Origin of the sequence: Facklamia miroungae, from assembly GCF_012396555.1 — a bacterium.
GTDB classification, from domain to species: Bacteria; Bacillota; Bacilli; order Lactobacillales; family Aerococcaceae; genus Facklamia; species Facklamia miroungae.
This window is the reverse complement of record NZ_JAAXPS010000007.1, coordinates 66,047-83,886: the sequence shown is the minus strand read 5'-3', so window position 1 is coordinate 83,886 and position 17,840 is coordinate 66,047. Positions and strand designations below refer to the sequence as shown.

At 34.5% G+C, this 17,840-nt stretch carries 19 protein-coding genes; 5 read left to right on the top strand and 14 right to left on the bottom strand.

What is annotated here, in order from left to right; genetic code table 11:
* Positions 1 to 458: 458 nt before the first annotated feature.
* From HF969_RS07550 to HF969_RS07540, 3 genes are read right to left on the bottom strand one after another with little or no spacing between them, the layout of a single operon-like run.
* A complete protein-coding gene (locus tag HF969_RS07550; protein ID WP_090290242.1) occupies positions 459 to 1,802 on the bottom strand; it encodes a glucose-6-phosphate isomerase in 1,344 nt (447 codons plus the stop codon).
* Positions 1,803 to 1,813: 11 nt separating this feature from the next.
* Positions 1,814 to 2,215: a CvfD/Ygs/GSP13 family RNA-binding post-transcriptional regulator gene (locus HF969_RS07545; protein WP_245694851.1), complete on the bottom strand. Its 402-nt coding sequence runs from the start codon at positions 2,213 to 2,215 to the stop codon at positions 1,814 to 1,816.
* Between the two features lie 19 nt (positions 2,216 to 2,234).
* Positions 2,235 to 2,822, bottom strand: coding sequence for a peptidylprolyl isomerase (locus tag HF969_RS07540; RefSeq protein WP_090290241.1), 588 nt, complete (start codon positions 2,820 to 2,822; stop codon positions 2,235 to 2,237).
* 126 nt (positions 2,823 to 2,948) lie between these two features.
* Between HF969_RS07540 and HF969_RS07535 the strand changes: the two genes are divergently transcribed.
* Genes HF969_RS07535 through HF969_RS07525 form a run of 3 tightly spaced genes read left to right on the top strand, consistent with a single transcriptional unit; the run spans position 2,949 to position 5,010 of the window.
* Complete coding sequence (locus HF969_RS07535; protein ID WP_090290240.1) at positions 2,949 to 3,464, top strand: divergent PAP2 family protein; 516 nt, start codon at positions 2,949 to 2,951, stop codon at positions 3,462 to 3,464.
* 12 nt (positions 3,465 to 3,476) lie between these two features.
* On the top strand, positions 3,477 to 4,478 hold the full coding sequence (locus tag HF969_RS07530) for an NAD(P)/FAD-dependent oxidoreductase (RefSeq protein ID WP_090290239.1): 1,002 nt from the start codon (positions 3,477 to 3,479) through the stop codon (positions 4,476 to 4,478).
* Positions 4,471 to 5,010 carry a phosphatidylglycerophosphatase A family protein gene (locus HF969_RS07525; protein ID WP_090290238.1) on the top strand — a complete coding sequence of 180 codons (540 nt, stop codon included), beginning with the start codon at positions 4,471 to 4,473 and terminating at the stop codon, positions 5,008 to 5,010. The genes HF969_RS07530 and HF969_RS07525 overlap by 8 nt, the downstream gene beginning before the upstream one ends.
* A 40-nt stretch (positions 5,011 to 5,050) precedes the next feature.
* Here HF969_RS07525 and HF969_RS07520 read toward each other — a convergent pair whose 3' ends face one another.
* The 4 genes from HF969_RS07520 to HF969_RS07505 form a co-directional block, all read right to left on the bottom strand.
* Positions 5,051 to 5,680: a TIGR01906 family membrane protein gene (locus tag HF969_RS07520; protein ID WP_090290237.1), complete on the bottom strand. Its 630-nt coding sequence runs from the start codon at positions 5,678 to 5,680 to the stop codon at positions 5,051 to 5,053.
* Positions 5,681 to 5,708: 28 nt separating this feature from the next.
* The gene (locus tag HF969_RS07515; protein ID WP_090290236.1) at positions 5,709 to 6,425 is read right to left on the bottom strand and encodes a YutD family protein; all 717 of its coding nucleotides are present in this window, start codon (positions 6,423 to 6,425) and stop codon (positions 5,709 to 5,711) included.
* A complete protein-coding gene (locus HF969_RS07510) occupies positions 6,418 to 7,806 on the bottom strand; it encodes a bifunctional metallophosphatase/5'-nucleotidase (protein ID WP_090290235.1) in 1,389 nt (462 codons plus the stop codon). Before HF969_RS07510 ends, HF969_RS07515 begins: the two co-directional genes overlap by 8 nt.
* Before the next feature lie 84 nt (positions 7,807 to 7,890).
* Positions 7,891 to 8,514: a CDP-alcohol phosphatidyltransferase family protein gene (locus tag HF969_RS07505; RefSeq protein ID WP_090290234.1), complete on the bottom strand. Its 624-nt coding sequence runs from the start codon at positions 8,512 to 8,514 to the stop codon at positions 7,891 to 7,893.
* A 160-nt stretch (positions 8,515 to 8,674) separates the two neighbouring features.
* Here HF969_RS07505 and HF969_RS07500 point away from each other — a divergent pair, with 160 nt between their 5' ends.
* The gene (locus HF969_RS07500; RefSeq protein ID WP_090290247.1) at positions 8,675 to 9,517 is read left to right on the top strand and encodes a DegV family protein; all 843 of its coding nucleotides are present in this window, start codon (positions 8,675 to 8,677) and stop codon (positions 9,515 to 9,517) included.
* A 105-nt stretch (positions 9,518 to 9,622) separates the two neighbouring features.
* Here HF969_RS07500 and HF969_RS07495 read toward each other — a convergent pair whose 3' ends face one another.
* From HF969_RS07495 to HF969_RS07480, 4 genes are all read right to left on the bottom strand, one after another.
* Positions 9,623 to 10,741 (bottom strand): alpha/beta fold hydrolase, encoded by a 1,119-nt coding sequence (locus HF969_RS07495; RefSeq protein WP_090290233.1) that lies wholly within the window; start codon positions 10,739 to 10,741, stop codon positions 9,623 to 9,625.
* 16 nt (positions 10,742 to 10,757) lie between these two features.
* Positions 10,758 to 11,528: a hypothetical protein gene (locus tag HF969_RS07490; RefSeq protein WP_090290232.1), complete on the bottom strand. Its 771-nt coding sequence runs from the start codon at positions 11,526 to 11,528 to the stop codon at positions 10,758 to 10,760.
* 9 nt (positions 11,529 to 11,537) lie between these two features.
* Positions 11,538 to 12,428, bottom strand: a complete 891-nt coding sequence (locus HF969_RS07485) for a polysaccharide deacetylase family protein (protein WP_090290231.1) — start codon at positions 12,426 to 12,428, stop codon at positions 11,538 to 11,540.
* Positions 12,429 to 12,561: 133 nt separating this feature from the next.
* Positions 12,562 to 12,990, bottom strand: coding sequence for a MarR family winged helix-turn-helix transcriptional regulator (locus tag HF969_RS07480; protein WP_210727906.1), 429 nt, complete (start codon positions 12,988 to 12,990; stop codon positions 12,562 to 12,564).
* A 183-nt stretch (positions 12,991 to 13,173) separates the two neighbouring features.
* Here HF969_RS07480 and HF969_RS07475 point away from each other — a divergent pair, with 183 nt between their 5' ends.
* Positions 13,174 to 13,749 (top strand): GNAT family N-acetyltransferase, encoded by a 576-nt coding sequence (locus HF969_RS07475; protein WP_090290230.1) that lies wholly within the window; start codon positions 13,174 to 13,176, stop codon positions 13,747 to 13,749.
* A 78-nt stretch (positions 13,750 to 13,827) separates the two neighbouring features.
* On the opposite strand, the gene HF969_RS07470 is transcribed toward HF969_RS07475, so the two are convergent.
* The 3 genes from HF969_RS07470 to HF969_RS07460 all read right to left on the bottom strand — a co-directional run bounded on the left by HF969_RS07470 (position 13,828) and on the right by HF969_RS07460 (position 17,803).
* Complete coding sequence (locus HF969_RS07470; RefSeq protein WP_090290229.1) at positions 13,828 to 14,304, bottom strand: S-ribosylhomocysteine lyase; 477 nt, start codon at positions 14,302 to 14,304, stop codon at positions 13,828 to 13,830.
* Between the two features lie 437 nt (positions 14,305 to 14,741).
* Positions 14,742 to 17,108, bottom strand: a complete 2,367-nt coding sequence (locus HF969_RS07465; RefSeq protein ID WP_168427186.1) for a DNA internalization-related competence protein ComEC/Rec2 — start codon at positions 17,106 to 17,108, stop codon at positions 14,742 to 14,744.
* The gene (locus tag HF969_RS07460) at positions 17,108 to 17,803 is read right to left on the bottom strand and encodes a ComEA family DNA-binding protein (RefSeq protein ID WP_090290226.1); all 696 of its coding nucleotides are present in this window, start codon (positions 17,801 to 17,803) and stop codon (positions 17,108 to 17,110) included. Before HF969_RS07460 ends, HF969_RS07465 begins: the two co-directional genes overlap by 1 nt.
* Between the last annotated feature and the right edge of the window lie 37 nt (positions 17,804 to 17,840).

The following is a 17,840-nucleotide window of genomic DNA, read 5'->3' as shown; positions in this document are numbered from 1 at the left end:
ATAGACCCTTACACATTTTGGTGTTTGTCTTTGTTCAGTTTTCAATGAGCTTCGCTGTCATAAGTGACAACTTCTATATACTAGCATGGTTTGCTTTTTTTGTCAAACCTTTTTTGAAGTTTTTTTGTCTTCTTTTTGCTTTCATTTTGGTCGCTCTTGACGACAAGAAATAATATAACATGATTCATTTGCTAAAGTCAAACCCTTTTTTAGGTTTTTTTAAATCTTTTTATTATTATCAATCTATTTCTTTCGTTCTTAACGACAAGAAATAATATAGCACGGTCTTCCATGTTAAGTCAATAGGAATATGGCATTTTTGTAAATTTTTTGTAAATTTATTCCAGCTTTTTCTATTTTCTTGATGTATATAATGAAAGAAAAAATCATTCAAGGAGCTATATCTTATACAGCCAATCTTGAATGATTTTCTTAATTCTATAAAAAGTTTATTCTTTCTATATTCTTTGGGATAATTCCTTAGAAATATCCTCATAGCCTGGTTTGCCTAATAAGGCGAACATATTTCTTTTATAAGCTTCGACCCCAGGCTGATCAAAAGGATTCACACCATTAAGATAACCAGAAAGTGAAACTGCCATTTCAAAGAAGTAAATTAATTGTCCCAGCGTTTCTTCATTCATCGCCGGAAGATCAATTATAAGATTGGGAACGGACCCATCTGTATGGGCAATCATTGTCCCTTTGTATGCCATTTGATTCACAGAAGACATCATTTCTCCTTCTAAATAGGATAAGCCATCTATGTTTTCTTCTAATCGAGGGATTTCAATCTCTTTTCTTGCGGTTTGAATATTTAATACCGTTTCAAATAAGTTTCTTTGACCATCTTGGATAATTTGTCCAATTGAATGGAGATCTGTTGAAAAGTTCGCTGAGCAAGGAAAGATTCCCTTTTGATCCTTTCCTTCTGATTCGCCAAATAGTTGCTTCCACCACTCACCAAATGCATTCAGATTGGGTTCATAGTTTACAAGCAACTCATTGACCTTCCCTTTTCGATAAAAAATATTTCTTAATACAGCATATTGCATTGCCTGATTATTTTCTAAATCATCGACCAAATAATTTTCTCTAGCAAATCTTGCTCCTTGAAGAATTTTTTCTATATGCGCTCCACTAACAGCAATTGGAAGTAAACCAACCGGAGTAAGGACTGAAAAGCGTCCTCCGATACCATCTGGAATCACAAAGCTTTCATAGTTATTTTCGTCAGCTTCTTTTTTTAAAGCACCCTTACTTTGGTCGGTCGTTGCAAAAATTCTTTGATAGGCTTCTTCTTTTCCATACTTATCAATCATTTTTTCTTTTAAAATGCGAAAAGCGATCGCTGGCTCAGTTGTGGTGCCTGATTTAGAAATTACGTTAATCGAAAAGTCACGTTCGCCAATTACTTCGATTAGATCATTTAAGTAAGTTGAAGAGATATTATTTCCTGCAAAAAATATTTGAGGAAACCCTTGGCTTGGAGCAAGTAGATTGTAGAAAGAATGATTTAAAAAATCAATTGCTGCTTTGGCACCTAAATAGGAGCCACCAATGCCAATTACTACTAAAACATCGGAATTTTCTCGTATTTTTTGAGCGGTCTGATTTATTCGTTCTATTTCTGATTGAAGAAAATCTTTTGGCCAATCGACCCAATCTGTAAATTCTGCCCCGACTCCTTCTTTTTCTTTAAGATTATGCAAAGCAATTTTTGCAAATGGACTCAGGTTGTCCATTTCAGCTTTTTTAAAAAAATTTACAGCTTTTGAATAATCAAAATTGATTGCTTCCATCTAATAACCTCCTATACTTCGATTTTAGTATTAAATTCATTATCTTCAATTGATTTCATGGCTTGCTTAATCCACAGTGGCATTTTATCAGATATGGTCTTAAAACCAATATCTGGTAGATTGCGTCTTTTCTTTTTTCGATTTCTAACTGGAAATAAAGGCGTATTGGTTTTATCTAATGCTCTCATAGACAAAGAGATTTTTTTACTATATTCATCAATATCAATAACGACGACTTTAACGTGTTCGCCTACTTCAATAAAATCCTCAAGTTCTCCAACGTAACCATGTTTACATTCAGAAATATGGACGAGTCCTTGTTCATCATCAGAAAGTTTAACAAAAATGCCATAATTTTGGATGCCCGTTACTTCTCCTTCAATAATGTCTCCTATTTTAAACTTCATTGTCATCACACTTTTCCTAAAGCAACTATTTAGAAACGGTAATAGATTGAATCACAACATCTTCCAGCGGTTTATCTTGCGGACCCGTTGCAACATTTTGAATTGATAAAACATTATCCATTCCAGCCACCACTTGTCCGAATACAGTATGGCGTTGATCTAACCAAGGTGTCCCACCTTTTTCTTGATAGGCTTGAACCACTTCTTCTGGGTAACCTATTTCCTTTAATTGCTGTAACAAATCAGTAGGAACATTTGGAGCAGTAACGATGAAAAATTGACTGCCGTTAGTATTTGGCCCTGCATTAGCCATTGATAATGCGCCGTAAAAGTTGAAGAGGTTCATCGTAAATTCATCTTCAAAACTTCCACCCCATTTACTCTCTCCGCCCATTCCTGTTCCTGTAGGGTCTCCACCTTGTATCATAAAATCTTTGATTACGCGGTGAAAAATCACTCCATCATAATAACCCTCTTCAGCTAAAGTGATGAAGTTTTCGACCGTTTTAGGGGCTTGATCAGCAAATAAAGCTAATTCAATCTCCCCTTTATTAGTGTGCAAAACAACTTGACTTGTCAAGTCTTCTTTATTTAATTGCGGATAGTTATTCATATTATCGCTCCTTTTGTCTATTTTACTCTTTCATTTTAACTGAAAAAAAACAAAATTTATAGTTAAAGGAGCTTATTTTTGTTAAGATAGTTAGTGATATAAAATAAAAAGAAGGATAAGGATGCTATGAATTACCCATTAATTGCTGCTTTAACCGCTATCTTTTTTGCGCAAATCATTAAATATCCGATTGCATATTATTCAAAGCGAACACCTAAAATTGATATCATAACTTCCACTGGAGGGATGCCTTCCTCTCACTCGGCAGCTGTAGCTAGTTTGATTGCTAGCCTCATATTTGAGTATGGTTTTTCTTCAGCATATGTCGCAATTGCAACTGTTTTTGGCGTAATCATTATGTTCGATTCTATGGGTGTTCGTCGCCAAAGTGGAGAGCAAGGGATAGTGATTGACGCTCTCGTAAAACATTTATCTAGGTCGAAATATGCTCATCTAAAAATTGAACCCACTGCCGAAAAACAACAAAACCCCCATATTGATCCAGAAATCATCAGTAATTATCATGACCTTATCGTTACCAAATATCTCGGACACAAGCCGACGGAAGTATTTGCTGGTATTATTACAGGTGGTTTTGTCGCTGTGGTAATGCGGCTGGTTTTCCTACAGTTCTTTTATTAAAGGAGGACAGCTATGAAAGAGATTTATGATATTATTATCGTCGGTGCAGGACCGGTAGGTCTTTATACTGGCTTCTTCGCACAAATGCGAAATGCTAAAGTTAAAATTATTGAATCTTTAGATGAAGTCGGAGGCCAACCAAATCATCTGTACGGGGAAAAGAAAATTTTTGATATTCCTGCCTATCCTGCTATTAAGGGCAATGAATTGAGTCATAAACTACACGAGCAACTGAATCTTTTCCAAACAGACATTGCTCTCGGCGAGGAAGTACTCAACCTATCTTATAGTGCTCAAAACAGCTACACTATTCAAACTAATAAAAATATTTATCGCTCAAAAACTGTTATTATAGCTGCAGGTAACGGTGCCTTCCAGCCTCGCAAACTCGAAGTAGACCAATCCGATATGTACGAGAATTATTCTTTACATTATATCGTTAAAAACCCTGATTACTTTATTCAAAAAAAAGTGGCTGTCTGTGGCGGAGGAGATTCAGCCGTGGATTGGGCTTTAGCTCTGGAGCCACTTGCAAAAGAAGTCTATTTAATCCATCGGCGAGAGAGTTTTAGAGCATTGGAAAGCAATGTTTCTAAATTACTGGCTTCTACCGTCAAAGTTTATACCCCTCATAAAATTATCGACCTAGAAGGTTCCGATCACCAAATAAAAGCTGTGAAAATTCAGCAAGTTAAAACAAAACAAATGGAAGAAATTGCCATTGATCAATTGATCATCAACTATGGCTTTTCAAATTCTATTGGCCAAATTAAAAATTGGGGACTCAAACAGTCACGCAATCAAATTGAAGTTAATTCTTTAATGGAAACCAACCTACCTGGAGTTTTTGCGGTGGGAGATATTGCTGATTATCCTGGTAAAGTCCGAATTATTGCAGCAGGATTTGGTGAAGCGTTAATAGCTGTAAATCAAGCTTTACGTTATATTAATCCAAACTATCGGCCATCCCCGTTACATTCATCAAGTATATTTGAAGGAGAATTTAATGACTAAAGATTATATTCATTTAAAACATTTAAAATCAAGATCCTATGAATTGCTAGCCGAAAGAGGTGTTAGCATTGAAGAAATCGCTAAAATTGTATTTGATTTACAACACAGCTATGTTGAATCCTTAACAATGCAAGACTGCATTGATAATGTTCATGCTGTAATGCAAAAACGTGAAGTCCAAAACGCTATTATTACAGGAATTGAAATTGATATTGCTGCCGAAAAAGGCTTACTCTCTCCTTTACTTTGTGATCTATTAATGCGAGATGAGGGGTTATATGGAATCGACGAGATTTTAACTTTATCGATCGTTAATGTTTATGGATCAATTGGTCTCACAAACTTTGGCTATTTAGATAAGTTGAAGCCCGGTATCATCGGTAAATTGAACGATGAGAAATCGCACCGTTGCAATACTTTTATTGACGATATTGTGGGCGCCTTGGCGGCTGCTGCCGCCAGCCGAATTGCACATGCCCAACCACAAACAGATGAAATCTCCGTTCCTCCAAAAAAACCTCATCATTTCTAAAATAAAAAAGATTACCTCCTGAAAACGAGGTAATCTTTTTTTATATTTTCTTTTTAATAAATAGATGGATGATTCCTAGTAATAATTCATAACTAATGATAACTACTAACAATAAAACAAAAAAATAGGTGTCAGGCAAAACATTAATTATTGGATCTTTCAATGGATCAAACAACCATAATTCATTACGAAAAAAAAGTTGATGGAAGAGTATAAAAACTTTATCAAACGCAACGACTGCTAAGAACATCACTCCTAAGGGTAAAAGATAACAAAGGAAAAGATAGGGTTTAAAATAAAACACTCGTCTTCTTTGTTTTCTGATGCGAAACACATCAAATACAACTAAGAAGAACAGCAAAAAAGTAGCCATCAAGGTCAACTGAATTAAAAATTTAACTTCTGCAAAATGCTGAACTCCTCCAACTGAAGAAGCAAAATCTGGTAAATGAAACTGCCTGAGTAAGGGATGAATTAAATAATTAATAATCGCTTGATAATTCTGGTTCAGTTGCTCACTCGTCAAACCAACATTCTCATGAAGCTTAAAAAAATAATTAAAAATTCTATAGATCCATGGAGACAGTATAACTGTTAACGCTATCGCTCCTGTTAAAGAAGCAAGGCTAAATAAACAGGCCCTGATAAAATTTTTGATTTGTTGAGTCAAGTTGCGACTCCTCGCTTTCTAACTTAGACTAATTTGAACGTTTCTTTATGATAAAATCTTTTTTATGTTTAATCTTGTTCATAGGTTTTCCTACTTCTTTTGTTCCAACTTTTACACTTTTTTTATTATCTTTCGATTTATTTTCTAGCACGATCTCTTCGCTCCTTCTTCGAATAATTGGAGAAGGCGTTTTAGAACGATGACCCAAACTTGGAATTTTTCGATTCCCTCTTTTCGGATGAGTTCTACTTCGCTTTCTTTTGTTAGCTGCTCTTGGATAAATCGTTTTACTTTGAATATCATTTACTTTACCAGCCCGTAATCGATCCAAAAGTTGGGGATATTCAGCCAAAGAAGTATTTTTACCAATTACAAAATATTTAGCTCCAAAATTACAATATTCATTGATATAATCTTCTAAAGTTTCGATCCGCTGATCATAAGCAACTTTAGGTGTACCAATCTGATAAAACCCTCTCAGCCTTAATTGACCAAAAGCCCAATCACCCACAATATAATCGTACTTTGCAAAGAGATCCTGATACCGCGTATAAAAAGCATCATAATCAAATGCCTCCTGATAATTAATGATTAATTTATATTCTTGATCTTCAATCATTAAAGAGTGATCATTTAATAATTTTACATTCTTAATTATTTCTTCGTTTCCTTGATCTTTAGTAAGATCATCTAAAATTTGATCAAGTTGATGATTTATTTCTATTTCTTTTGATGAATCAGTCATAATTTACTCCTTCATTTAAGGGAAATTGTCCCTCAAAATAATCTTTTAAAATATGTCGCAAAAACTTAGGGAATATTATATTGGGTCGACTATACTTCATAATACTTGGGAAAAATGGTATATAAGCATAGTGGTCGAGACTAGCTAAATGATATATTTGGTTAGTGTTAATAGGTTTATCATTAATTAACCATTGTTTACTAGATTGATCATAAACAATCCCTTTAAAAATCATTTTACCGAAGAATTTACCTCTAAAACCATTCCCAAAAATGGGTTTATTTTCCAAAGCTATTTGTTGTTTTTCAATCTCTTCCAATAATTCTTCTAATTGCCAGCCCTTTAACTCAAGAGTCATTGCTCGTATTGAATGCGGAAGAGCTACATGTAATTGATTCATGCTAAGCAAACCCTTTGGCAAATCATTTAAAAAAAGACCTGTAGACATAAAAGCCAGCTGACAGCCCGTTTCTAATTGTATAGCTTTAAAAGCGTGCTGAACAAAAGAGTGTCTGCCTTTTATTTCAGAAGAATAAATGCTCACTGGAAGCTTAGCAAAGACATGTTTTTTTAGCAAACTTTCTCCAGTTTTTTGATAATGATCACTTGACAAATGGTTAATATTTGATTGTAAAGTTGTGTAGGATTGTGTCGAAGCATTCACTTCTCCTGTTTCTATATCAAAAATCACTTCTCCTAAGTACTCTCCAAAACGACCGCAGGCCGATAATAAACTTCTATACACCTTTTCTCCATTTTCAATTAGATGATGTGTATGACCGCCCAAAATCAAATTGATTTCCGGAAAATGTTGAGCAATGATACGGTCATTTTGATAGCCCAAATGCGAGAGTAAAATGATTTTAACAGGTTTTATGGATCTAGTACTTAAAAGCCTTAGCTGCTGAGATAATGTCCTAAAAATATCCAACGGCATATAACCATTATATTTATAGGTATAATAAGGTGCAGTTAATCCTAAAAAAGCAATCTGACCAAATGGAAAATCAAAAATTTGATTCTCAACGGCATAAGCAGCCAATCTATTCGTTGTACGATCAATTAAATTCGCACAAACTACAGAAAAATGTGCTTTAGAATAGATTTTATTCAATTGCATTTTCGAAAGATTAAGCCCTTCATTATTCCCGATAGTAACCACATCATAATTGGCCTTATTAAACAAATCAACTATTACTGAGCCTTGGCTTGCTTCAATAAGCGGGTGAACCGTATCAATTGCATCACCTACATCACAAACCAAACAAAAATCACCTCTGCGCTCAATGTCTGATCGTCTCTTTTGGATAGACTCAGCTAGAACATCCCATTTTTCAAGATGACCATGTAAGTCATTGGTATGCAGAATATGTAACTTCACTACCTATCCTCCTGCAATGATTCCTTTTTGGCGTCTTAAAACAAAAACCTCCTATTTCCAAGAAAAGGAGGATTATTCGTTAAATCATTTGAAAATTCCCAATAGAATATACATTAAGATCATAAAGATTACTCCGAAAATGAGGTAAGTCATCCATTCTTTTTTTAAGCGAGGGATTGGTTTTGCAATTACATAACCCACCGCTAAACCAAGCATGATAATGATAACAAGTACCGAAAAGATTGATGGAGCTAGAATATAACTTAACAAGTATAGTATGGGGAAAATTACTGCCACTGAAATCAGAGGAAGACCTAAGTAAAAAAGATCGTCATCCATTTGATACGTTTGAAATTCTAAAGGTCGGTTAAAATGAGCTAAACGGATTGAAACTGCTGTTAGATAAATTGCGATAGTCACAATACCAAGAATCCCTCCTCGAGTGGTTGTTAATAAAAGCCCTACCGGTATCATTCCAAACGAGAGAAAATCTGCTAAAACTTCAAATTCTGTAGAAAAAGCGAGTTGTGCATCAGTTTGGTCAAACTGTTCTGAAATATCTACTGAATATTCATTGAGAATGGCTGCTATCATCATAGATATCAAACCATATTCAACCGCTCCTATATAGGCAAACCCTAACCCTACTATTGAAAAAACTAACTGAACTAAAATTACCAAGTTAGACTGATGTAGATCTCCTAACATAAGCCTTCCTCCTCACATGAAATATTTGTCAATTCCTATTTTACCGATAATCTTCTTAATATAGCAAGTATTAATAGAAAAACTTTTTGAAAAATTGCAAGTGTTTCTAAAATTAGTTATACTACTGATAATTAATTGACCATAAATGGGGGAAATAATGATGCAATGGAAAATAGTGACTGATTCAGGAGCAAGTATCCGTTCAATCAAACATATCAATGATCAAGTTGATTTTGAAGTGGTCCCTTTACTTATAAACATAGACGAACACACTTATCAAGATAACGATCAACTCAGTACTGAAACACTTGTGACAGAAATGGAAAATGCTAAAAACACAGGCACTGCTTGCCCAAGTCCAGAGACCTATGCACAGACATTTGAATCAAATGACAATGTTCTTTGTTTCACCTTATCATCCGGTGTCTCAGGTTCATATAATGCTGCCTGCCTTGGGAAAGAATTAGCCTTAGAAAAAAACCCAAACGCCAATATCTATATTTTAAATAGCCGTTCTGCCGGAGCCGAAATTGATCTACTCATCTCTCTTGCAGCTCAAATTATTAAAGAAAAATTGGATTTTGAAGCAGTTGTGCAGGCTCTTGAAAAAGAACATCTTAAGACTAATGTATCTTTTGTATTGGAATCTGTAGACAATCTTGTGAAAAATGGACGTGTGTCAAAAATTGTAGGAAATATGATCGGACTACTCAATATTCGTTTAATAGGCAAACGAAGTCCTGAAGGCACCATCGAACTTGCCCAAAAAGCTCGAGGACACCACCAAGCTATGAAAAAACTTTGGGCTGAAATTAAAAGCAAGGGATATAATGGTGGAAAGTTAATTATTAATCATGTCCTTAATCCAAAAGCCAGTCAGGAACTTCAAAAGATGATACTTGATCAATTTCCTCAAGCAGACATCGAAATTCTAGCTGCTTCTGGCTTATGTAGTTTTTACGCCCAAAGAAAAGGTCTGATCATAGGCTATCAAACGAGGTAACCCCATCTTTACCCAAATCAATTCTTCAATAAAATATGATAAAAAACACTGCTTTCACTTTTGAACTATGCAGTGTTTTATTTTTGTCTTTTAAATTATTTATGATTATTCTGCATTGTTTGAGATGAATTCTATAATTTGAGAAACGATCATTCTCACTTGATCATCATGTCCTGAAAGAATTTCATGTTCGCTTGATGGAACCAATATATTAAATGAAAAGGGAAGACGATTATAAAAATGATATATTCCTTCTTTTTTTACAACCTGATCCCTTTCAGCTCGAAAAATTAAGCTAGGACAAGATATTTTTTTGATTTCACTTTCAGCATGAATCTTCTGTAAGGTATCTAAGGCAGCATTTAACCAATTATAAGAACCTGATCGTGTCGGATAGCGATGAAGGTTCCGATTTAAATCAAAAAAGAATCTTCCCCTCACCTCAGAATTAGAAAGATGGTTCGGCATTTGGAAAGTTAAATAATTATCCTTTTTAAGATTTGATTCTGCTGGAAGATACTTCTTACCTTGACCAATTTTTTGCATCATTCTCGAAATAATATGCGCAAATTCCATTGGCAAGCCGCTAGAATGAATCGCTAGCATTGGCGCAGATAAAATTAACCCATTAATTATTTGAGGATAGGTTTGAGTTAAGCGAGTCGCTACCGCCCCACCCATCGAATGTCCAAATAAAAATAAAGGCCTCTCAGACCCACCCATATTTTTCGCAAGACCTACTACTAATTCTAAATCTTCTATATATGGTTGAAAAGATAAACAGTCGATTTGTGTTTGATTGGGAGCGAGTTTAGATTCACCGTGCCCTCTTGCATCGTAAACAATAGCTTGTATCCCTGCTTGCAATAAATAATAAATAAGTTCTAGATACTTCTCTTTATATTCATTAAACCCATGCACAATAACACAAGTAGCTACCGCATTCTCTAAAGCATAAAAGTCATAAGCTAGAGAATAAGGTCCCGTATGAATCTTGCCACTTTGTCTTCTCCTCTCTAAGAAAGGCATTAATTTCTTTTGCCAATCACTAGCAAATTGTTTCTCTTCAAGCCAATCGATAGACGTGTTTAATTCTAATCGCTCAAGCAAACGCTCTGCATGACTAATTTTAGGTAATGGGTGACGAAATGCACGATGTAATTTGTATCCAATTGAAAGCCCCATTAATGGAACACCTAATTTTAAGAACTTTCCCATTTTCATTTTTTTCCCTCCAAAATTAATAATTATGATTATCAAAATTTAAGACTACCGCTATACGTACATAAGACGAATCGTCAAGATGGAAATCACTTGCTGAGGCTCTCGCTGAAAGTATGAGGGATTTTAAATGAGGCAATTCTTCTGTTTGACCAAAAAAAGCGTTGGCTAAATACTTAGCAAACACAGCTTCTTTTTTGGACCAAGTGTCTATATGAATATCATCTGCTGAGATAAAAACCTCATATAAATTTTCTCCAATTCGGTATTCGCTATCTGCTATATCAGGAAATCGTTGGCGAAAATTCAAACCTTCAAATGTTTTAGAATCTAGATAAGCATAATTGGTTATTTCATCAAGCCGTAAATGATTCCCTTTTGTTAAATTGGAGGCTATTTGAAGTGGGGCTTGAGTAAAATAATTTCTATTCGCTTCTTCAATAAAGGCACGGTTCAACTCTTTCAAATCTAATTGTTGATTAAAAAGGTCAGCCCGTTTTTGACCTAATATAAAATGAGGATGATTTAATACTAACGGATGATATTGAATGGGTTCTTTATTTCCTGGAAATGACTGAGTATAATTTGCCAGCTTAGCATATTCCTCTTTTGGTTGAGTTTGAAAACCGATAAGCTTTTGCGACAGTTCACTTAATTGCTGGTAAATCGATAAATTCTTTTGAGAAAACGCTTGGTCAATAACTTCCTCATGATAGTAATAGACACTTGACAGACTAATTACAATGAATAGTAACTTTATATAAAAAGAAATAGGAAAATTCTTCTTCACACGGCTCGCCTAACTTTCTTTTTCAAAATCTGGGTTGCGTATTAATAGCGGATCTACTATATGATAACCTTGTTCACGATAACCATCCACCATTCTAGAAATAGCAGCGTTTGTCCAAGGACGGTCATGCATTAAAATATTTGCGCCTGCTCTTAAATAATCATTATTTAAAGAAATTTCCAACAGTGCATCACCATCAAGATAATCTTCCATCCAGTCATACCCAAAATTCCAAGTCATTAACTGCATCTCTAGGTCTTGACAAATCCGATAAGTATCCATGTTAAATAAACCAAAAGGAGGTCTGAACCATCTAGGTTTTTCACCCGTTATTTCCTCTACCAAATCACTCGTTTGTTTAATTTCTTGATACTGCTGATCATAGGTCATTTCTTTAAGATTAGGATGATGTTGCGTATGGTTGCCTATCTCAAAGCCCATATCATATATTTGCTTTGTGATTTGTCGACCTCTTTCTTCAGTAAGGTACATACCATTTACAAGAAAAATTGCATTAACATCCTTAACTTTCAATTGTTGTGCGATCTCTAAAGCATAAGAGTCTGGTCTTTGCGGTGCATCATCGAAGGTAAATAAAAGAACTTTATGATCACCAGTTTCATATAGCGGGAAAATCTCGGAAGATATATCTGGATTTTCTTGCATGTAGTAGGCATAGCCCTCTTCATCAACTTGAGCATAGGCAGAATAATCCGTCCAAGCTTGGCGTGTTCCATCATTTTTTAAGGGCTGAGACTCCACTTGACCTCTTTCTAGGCTCGTCTCTTGAATTTCTGGCTCATTTGACGCTAAAACACTTGTTTTTTCAGTTTGTTCTGTAGAGGCCTTCTGACAAGCCGAAAGACTGAAAAGTAAGAGTAATAGAATTGGAATTTTCATGAGTATTTTCCTTTCCCTATGCATTTTGACATTTAAAGTGTATCACAGAAAGAATGAAAGTTAAAACCAACTTATCCGGTTGTTATTGAAATATTTCCAAATAAAAAGACCTCTGATCATAGAGGTCAAATAACTATTCATATCGCGTTAATTTTTGTAATAAACGTTTCATTTCAAGCACTTCTTCTTCAGTAAACTCAGCAAACACTTCTAAAAGATGTTTACGATGTTCTGGATAAATTTTATCCATTAATGCGATTCCCTCTGCTGTAATCTCAGCAAAAGTAACTCGGCGGTCATTTAAATCTGGCTTACGTTCTACATATCCTTTATTACACAACTTATCAACAACATAAGTTGTTGAAGAGGATGCAATTAAAATCCGATTCCCTATTTGTTGAATAGGCTGAGGACCACGATTATATAGCAACTCTAATACTGCAAATTCAGTCACATTCATATCAGAGTGATTGGCATCTTTCTTGACCAATTTCTCAAAATAGCCATGAGCCCTCATCAAACCAATATATGTTTTTAAAACTTCTGTGTCTCGATCCAACATCTACTCTCACCTTCTTGTCTTAAAATTTTCCATATCTCGAAAGTGAAATAATTATAGCTTATCTTTCAGATATAGTCAACTAGATCGCCTTGGAATTTTTACAATAAATTTACACTTTTTTGATTGTAATTCTTTTGTCAATGATTATACTAATCTAGAACCAATAAAAAGGAGGCTTCCACCATGTTATTTCATCAAAAAGAAGTTATTATTCGACAAGCTCAAATCACCGATGCTCAGTCAATCCAAAGCATTTACCGTCCCTATATTTTGAATACCAATTTCAATCTAGAATCGGAAGTCCCCACACTTGAAGCGACCGCTAAAAAGATTGAAAATCTCTCAAAAAAATATCCATTTATTGTGGCTGAATATAAGGATACTGTAATTGGATTTGCATATTTAAGCGAATTTTATGAACCTTTTCTATCTCATACAGGTCTGCTTTCAATATATACTGCTGAAAATTGCCCAGTTAAGGGCGTTGGTCATGAACTTTATACAGTGATTGAATTTTTACTTTCTCAAACAAGCACTGAATATATTATTTCAACAATTGTCGCAGACAATCATCGCTCTTTACGCTTTCATGAAAAAGAAGGTTTTGAGACAATGTTGACTTTCCCAAAACTGGCTCAAAAAGCTGGAAAATTAATCGATGTAATTTGGATGCGCAAAGCGATCAAAGCTGCTTCTCCAATTATTCAATATCAACCCCTTCAATTAGATTTTGAAAGAGATAATTTGATCACTGAATAACTCAAGTATCTTTGTAAAAGATTAGCAGGTCTACCTATCAGGTATCAAAATCTACTTGTTGTAGACCTGTGTTTATTTCTATTCAGGATAGATAAAAGTCAAATCAGTTACTTGTGCAAGACTTTTCACATACTTTTTAGCTTGATATTTTGCCATTGGTAAATTTTGGTCTAAATAATTCCCACAATCTCTTGGTGTTGCTCCCGGTATTTCCCCTTCATACTCAGCAGTAAATTGGAATGTTTCTTTAATTAAATTTAAAACTTCTTGGCCTTTTAAGGCATCAGTTAAAATCAAATAAAAACCTGTGCGACAACCCATGGGACCAAAATAGATTACTTCATCTTTGTACTTATCATGATTGCGTAAATAGGTAGCTGCAAGATGTTCGATGGTATGAATTTCGGCCGTATTCATTACGGGTTCAGCGTTAGGAGCTGTAAATCGTAAATCATAGGTATGAAGTTGTCGTCCACCGACTTTATCTGTCCGTGATAAATATATCCCTGGTTTTAAAATTAAGTGATTGATTGTAAAGCTTGGTATTTTTTCCAATAAGATTCCTCCTCCATTGTACCTTCAATTTAACGAAAGTTGGCTGACATGTCAATTTGTTTATCGGAATAAAAAATAAATAAAAATAAGATGTATACATAGTCTTAGAATGTGGTGGGTCATATTGAGAGTTAAACCACTTGACAAACGATCTCTATATAAGCTGATCGATAAAAAGATCAGCAATACAGAAATTAAAATGTCGATGATAAGCGCAGTTATCCATAAATTTGCTATGGATAAGATAAAAAGCAAATCGATAATGGTGAGCGTTACTTTTGAAATTGCTAGCTTCTTTCTCAACCCTACAACACCGGTAGCAAACATTATGAGGCCATAAACAGATATTACAATATTCATCTAAAATTTCCTTTAAGATAAGGCTTTTAAGAATATTATATCATTTAGTAAGGCATAAACCTAAGTGCTTTCCACATTTACTCATTTGCTTTTAAAGCAGTCTTCACCTGCCAACCGTATAAAGGATGATGGGCTATTTCGATAGCCCCGACTTCTTGAGTATCTAAATAGGTAATTCCTCTCTTTTTTAGCTTATACAAGGTTTCTGGATGGGGATGTTGGTAGCGGTTGTTCTTTCCTGAAGATATAAAGGTTAGTTCTGGTTTTAATTGATCAAGCAATCGGTCACTAGTAGAAGTTTTACTGCCGTGATGACCAATTTTTAAGAAGTCTATCTTTCGATTATCAAAAGTCTTTAAGAAAGCTTCTTCTAATTCGAGCGGTAGGTCCGCCATATTGACCATTTTTCTATTTTGAATCGTGAGAATACTTATTAATGAGGATGCATTACTCTTATCCTCATTATAAGGTTCCGGCATATTTAGGCTCAATAATTCAATGTCCCCTTCTTTTATTTTTATATTTTTACCTGGTTGGATGACATGATGATGTATATTTTTAGAGAATTTATGATTTATTTTTCGCCAAATTTCAGACTTTTGAGTAATGACTGAATAGTAAAGGTGTTTAATTGGCATTTCTTGCTCAAGGGCAGATAGATTTCCTAAATGATCAATATCTGGGTGGGTGATAATAACCCCTTCTAAACATGTAATACCTTGGGCTTTAAGAGCTGGTATTAAATTTTTATAGGCATATTCCGGATCTATTTGTACTGTGTTTTGAGAATTAACGACCTTACCTCCTGTATCAATCAACCACGCTTTTTTAGAAAAAGCTTTCTTATATAGTAAAGCATCTCCTTGCCCAACATCTAAAATAATGATTCGATCTCTAAGATCAAGATAGGGATAAATTACAATAACTAGTAAGTACCCCAAAAGTAATAGCTTCCACGCTCTATTAGGTTTACTTTTTAAAAAATAGAACCAAACGATTCCTAAAACAAAAAGAAATACAAGCAGCATAAAACCACCACTACCAAGCACTAGAACTCCTGACTTCACCCATTTGTGAATCGAAAACGTTTCCCAAACAAGTTCAAAGATGTTTGATAACCACTGAATTAGTTGTAAAAGCTTTGGGGCCAACTGACTGAGAAGAAGTAAAGTTGAAAAACCAAACATAGCCGGCATGATCCAGGCTTCAAATAAAGGTGTAAAGATTAAAACGATTCCTACTTGTAAAAAATTAATTTCAAATGAACTCGATAATAGTAAGGGCCAGGAAAAAAGAAAACAGAATAAAGTTACTTCCATTTTTTGCTGCCAATGAATTGGAAAATGAGTTTTATTTGTCCCTTGATAGAAATAAATAAGGTAAGACATTAGAAAGGACAATATATATGCCAAACTGTGAATGAAATATGGGTTGATGACCAATAGTAAAATATAAACGATCGACAAGCAGTCTAACGGTGAAAAAGGCCAATGAAATCTTCTTCTTAAAAAATTGAACCCGTTTACTAGTAGCGAGCGCAGAGCCCCAATTGGCCAATCGACTAACCAAGCAAACAGAATAAGGACTGTAAAAACAATCACTTTACTTTTTGAAGGCGAAATTCCTATTCGCAATAAGATATAGGTTAAAACATTTCGGATATAGTTTACATGAAAACCTGAAATAGAAAAGAAATGTAAGATGCCTAATGTCATAAAAGCTGGTTTATAGTCTCGATAGGTAGTCGAATTTAAGTTATAGAGTAATTTATTATGAATACTGACTAAAGGGATTTGCGCACATCTTCTAAAATAGTGCGTCAATCTTGCTCTCAAATTAATGAGTTGGATAAGAAAAAAATTGGACTGGTTCGATTGACTGACTTTAACCCCCTCTATTTGATCTATTTCCAACTCCCAAGCTATTCCTTTTCTCTTTAAGTAACTTTGATAATCAAAAAGATCGAAATTCCGGTTGGCTTCAATCCTTTTTATTTTCCCCTTAATCGCTAAAACATAAGAAGAAGCAGTTAAATCAGGTAGATCTTGTTGAATATCTTTCTTATTCCAATAGTTCACTATCACTGGAATGATCTCTTCATTTTCCGAAAATAACCCTCCCTCTCCATAAAAAATGTCTTCATTTTGCTGAATATGATTAGGGTTGATGACTAACTCACTTTTAATCTGCTCGCCTTCTTCAAACATGAGAATTTGACTTTGCCATTGGTTTTCTAAGCTTCTATAATTCAAGAACACTAATAATAGAATACCTATGACTAAAGCCATTAACTCCCTATTCCGACAAACCCATATACGATAAACTCCCAAAGCAAATAAAATAATAAGCGGAAAAATGGGTTGTATTATAAAAAGCATAAAAAAACTGACAACGATCGCTATTAAAGTCCAATGGTATTGACTATTTTGAAATACGTTTATCATCATGGTCCTACCGTAATATAATCTTTTAACCCTTCAAATGTTTTAGGTCCAATACCTGATACTTCTAACAGGCCTTCACAAGAAGTAAAAGAGCCATGATCTTGCCGATACTGAATAATTCTTTGGGCTTTGGCGGGGCCAATTTGTGGTAATGTCTCTAATTCTGACTGATCAGCTGAATTAATATTGATAAGTGGTTCGGCCTCATTTTGTTCATCTAAACTAGCAAAGTCATTATTTGTAGCTAAAGTTCTCTGAGCTCGTTCTTCTTGATCAGAGCTCATTACAGCTTGCCAGTCAGATTCTGTATAAACATGAATCATCATCTGATCTTCTAAAAGCAAGGCCAGATTCAAGCTGTTTTGTTCTGCATCATCATCAAAACCTCCAGCCTTTTCAATCAAATCAATCAAACGAGAACCTATTTGTAATTGATAGACTCCAGGCCTTTTCACCGCTCCTTTAATATCTACATACAGGTCATTCGTAATAGTTGTCACTAATTCTTGACTAGTGGTAACTTCTATATCGATTACTTCTTCTACTAATTGATTGGAATTAACTTTGACTTCTTTATTCAAGTAACTTATGATCAAAAAAACCAAAATTCCCACTAATAAAAGCAAGATCCCTTGTTTTTTTATAATCCTTTCATAAAATGTCGATGAAGTATCTCCTTCAAAATAGGATTTCATAGCCTGCCTCCTTATTAAACTACCCAATAAATACAAG

Coding starts and splice junctions, on each gene's coding strand:
- HF969_RS07530 (WP_090290239.1), top strand. CDS start 3,477: ATGAAAGAGATTTATGATATTATTATCGTCGGTGCAGGACCGGTAGGT.
- HF969_RS07480 (WP_210727906.1), bottom strand. CDS start 12,990: ATGTTGGATCGAGACACAGAAGTTTTAAAAACATATATTGGTTTGATG.
- HF969_RS07460 (WP_090290226.1), bottom strand. CDS start 17,803: ATGAAATCCTATTTTGAAGGAGATACTTCATCGACATTTTATGAAAGG.
- HF969_RS07525 (WP_090290238.1), top strand. CDS start 4,471: ATGACTAAAGATTATATTCATTTAAAACATTTAAAATCAAGATCCTAT.
- HF969_RS07535 (WP_090290240.1), top strand. CDS start 2,949: ATGAATTACCCATTAATTGCTGCTTTAACCGCTATCTTTTTTGCGCAA.
- HF969_RS07540 (WP_090290241.1), bottom strand. CDS start 2,822: ATGAATAACTATCCGCAATTAAATAAAGAAGACTTGACAAGTCAAGTT.
- HF969_RS07550 (WP_090290242.1), bottom strand. CDS start 1,802: ATGGAAGCAATCAATTTTGATTATTCAAAAGCTGTAAATTTTTTTAAA.
- HF969_RS07505 (WP_090290234.1), bottom strand. CDS start 8,514: ATGTTAGGAGATCTACATCAGTCTAACTTGGTAATTTTAGTTCAGTTA.
- HF969_RS07545 (WP_245694851.1), bottom strand. CDS start 2,215: ATGACAATGAAGTTTAAAATAGGAGACATTATTGAAGGAGAAGTAACG.
- HF969_RS07475 (WP_090290230.1), top strand. CDS start 13,174: ATGTTATTTCATCAAAAAGAAGTTATTATTCGACAAGCTCAAATCACC.
- HF969_RS07465 (WP_168427186.1), bottom strand. CDS start 17,108: ATGATAAACGTATTTCAAAATAGTCAATACCATTGGACTTTAATAGCG.
- HF969_RS07495 (WP_090290233.1), bottom strand. CDS start 10,741: ATGAAAATGGGAAAGTTCTTAAAATTAGGTGTTCCATTAATGGGGCTT.
- HF969_RS07485 (WP_090290231.1), bottom strand. CDS start 12,428: ATGAAAATTCCAATTCTATTACTCTTACTTTTCAGTCTTTCGGCTTGT.
- HF969_RS07515 (WP_090290236.1), bottom strand. CDS start 6,425: ATGACTGATTCATCAAAAGAAATAGAAATAAATCATCAACTTGATCAA.
- HF969_RS07500 (WP_090290247.1), top strand. CDS start 8,675: ATGCAATGGAAAATAGTGACTGATTCAGGAGCAAGTATCCGTTCAATC.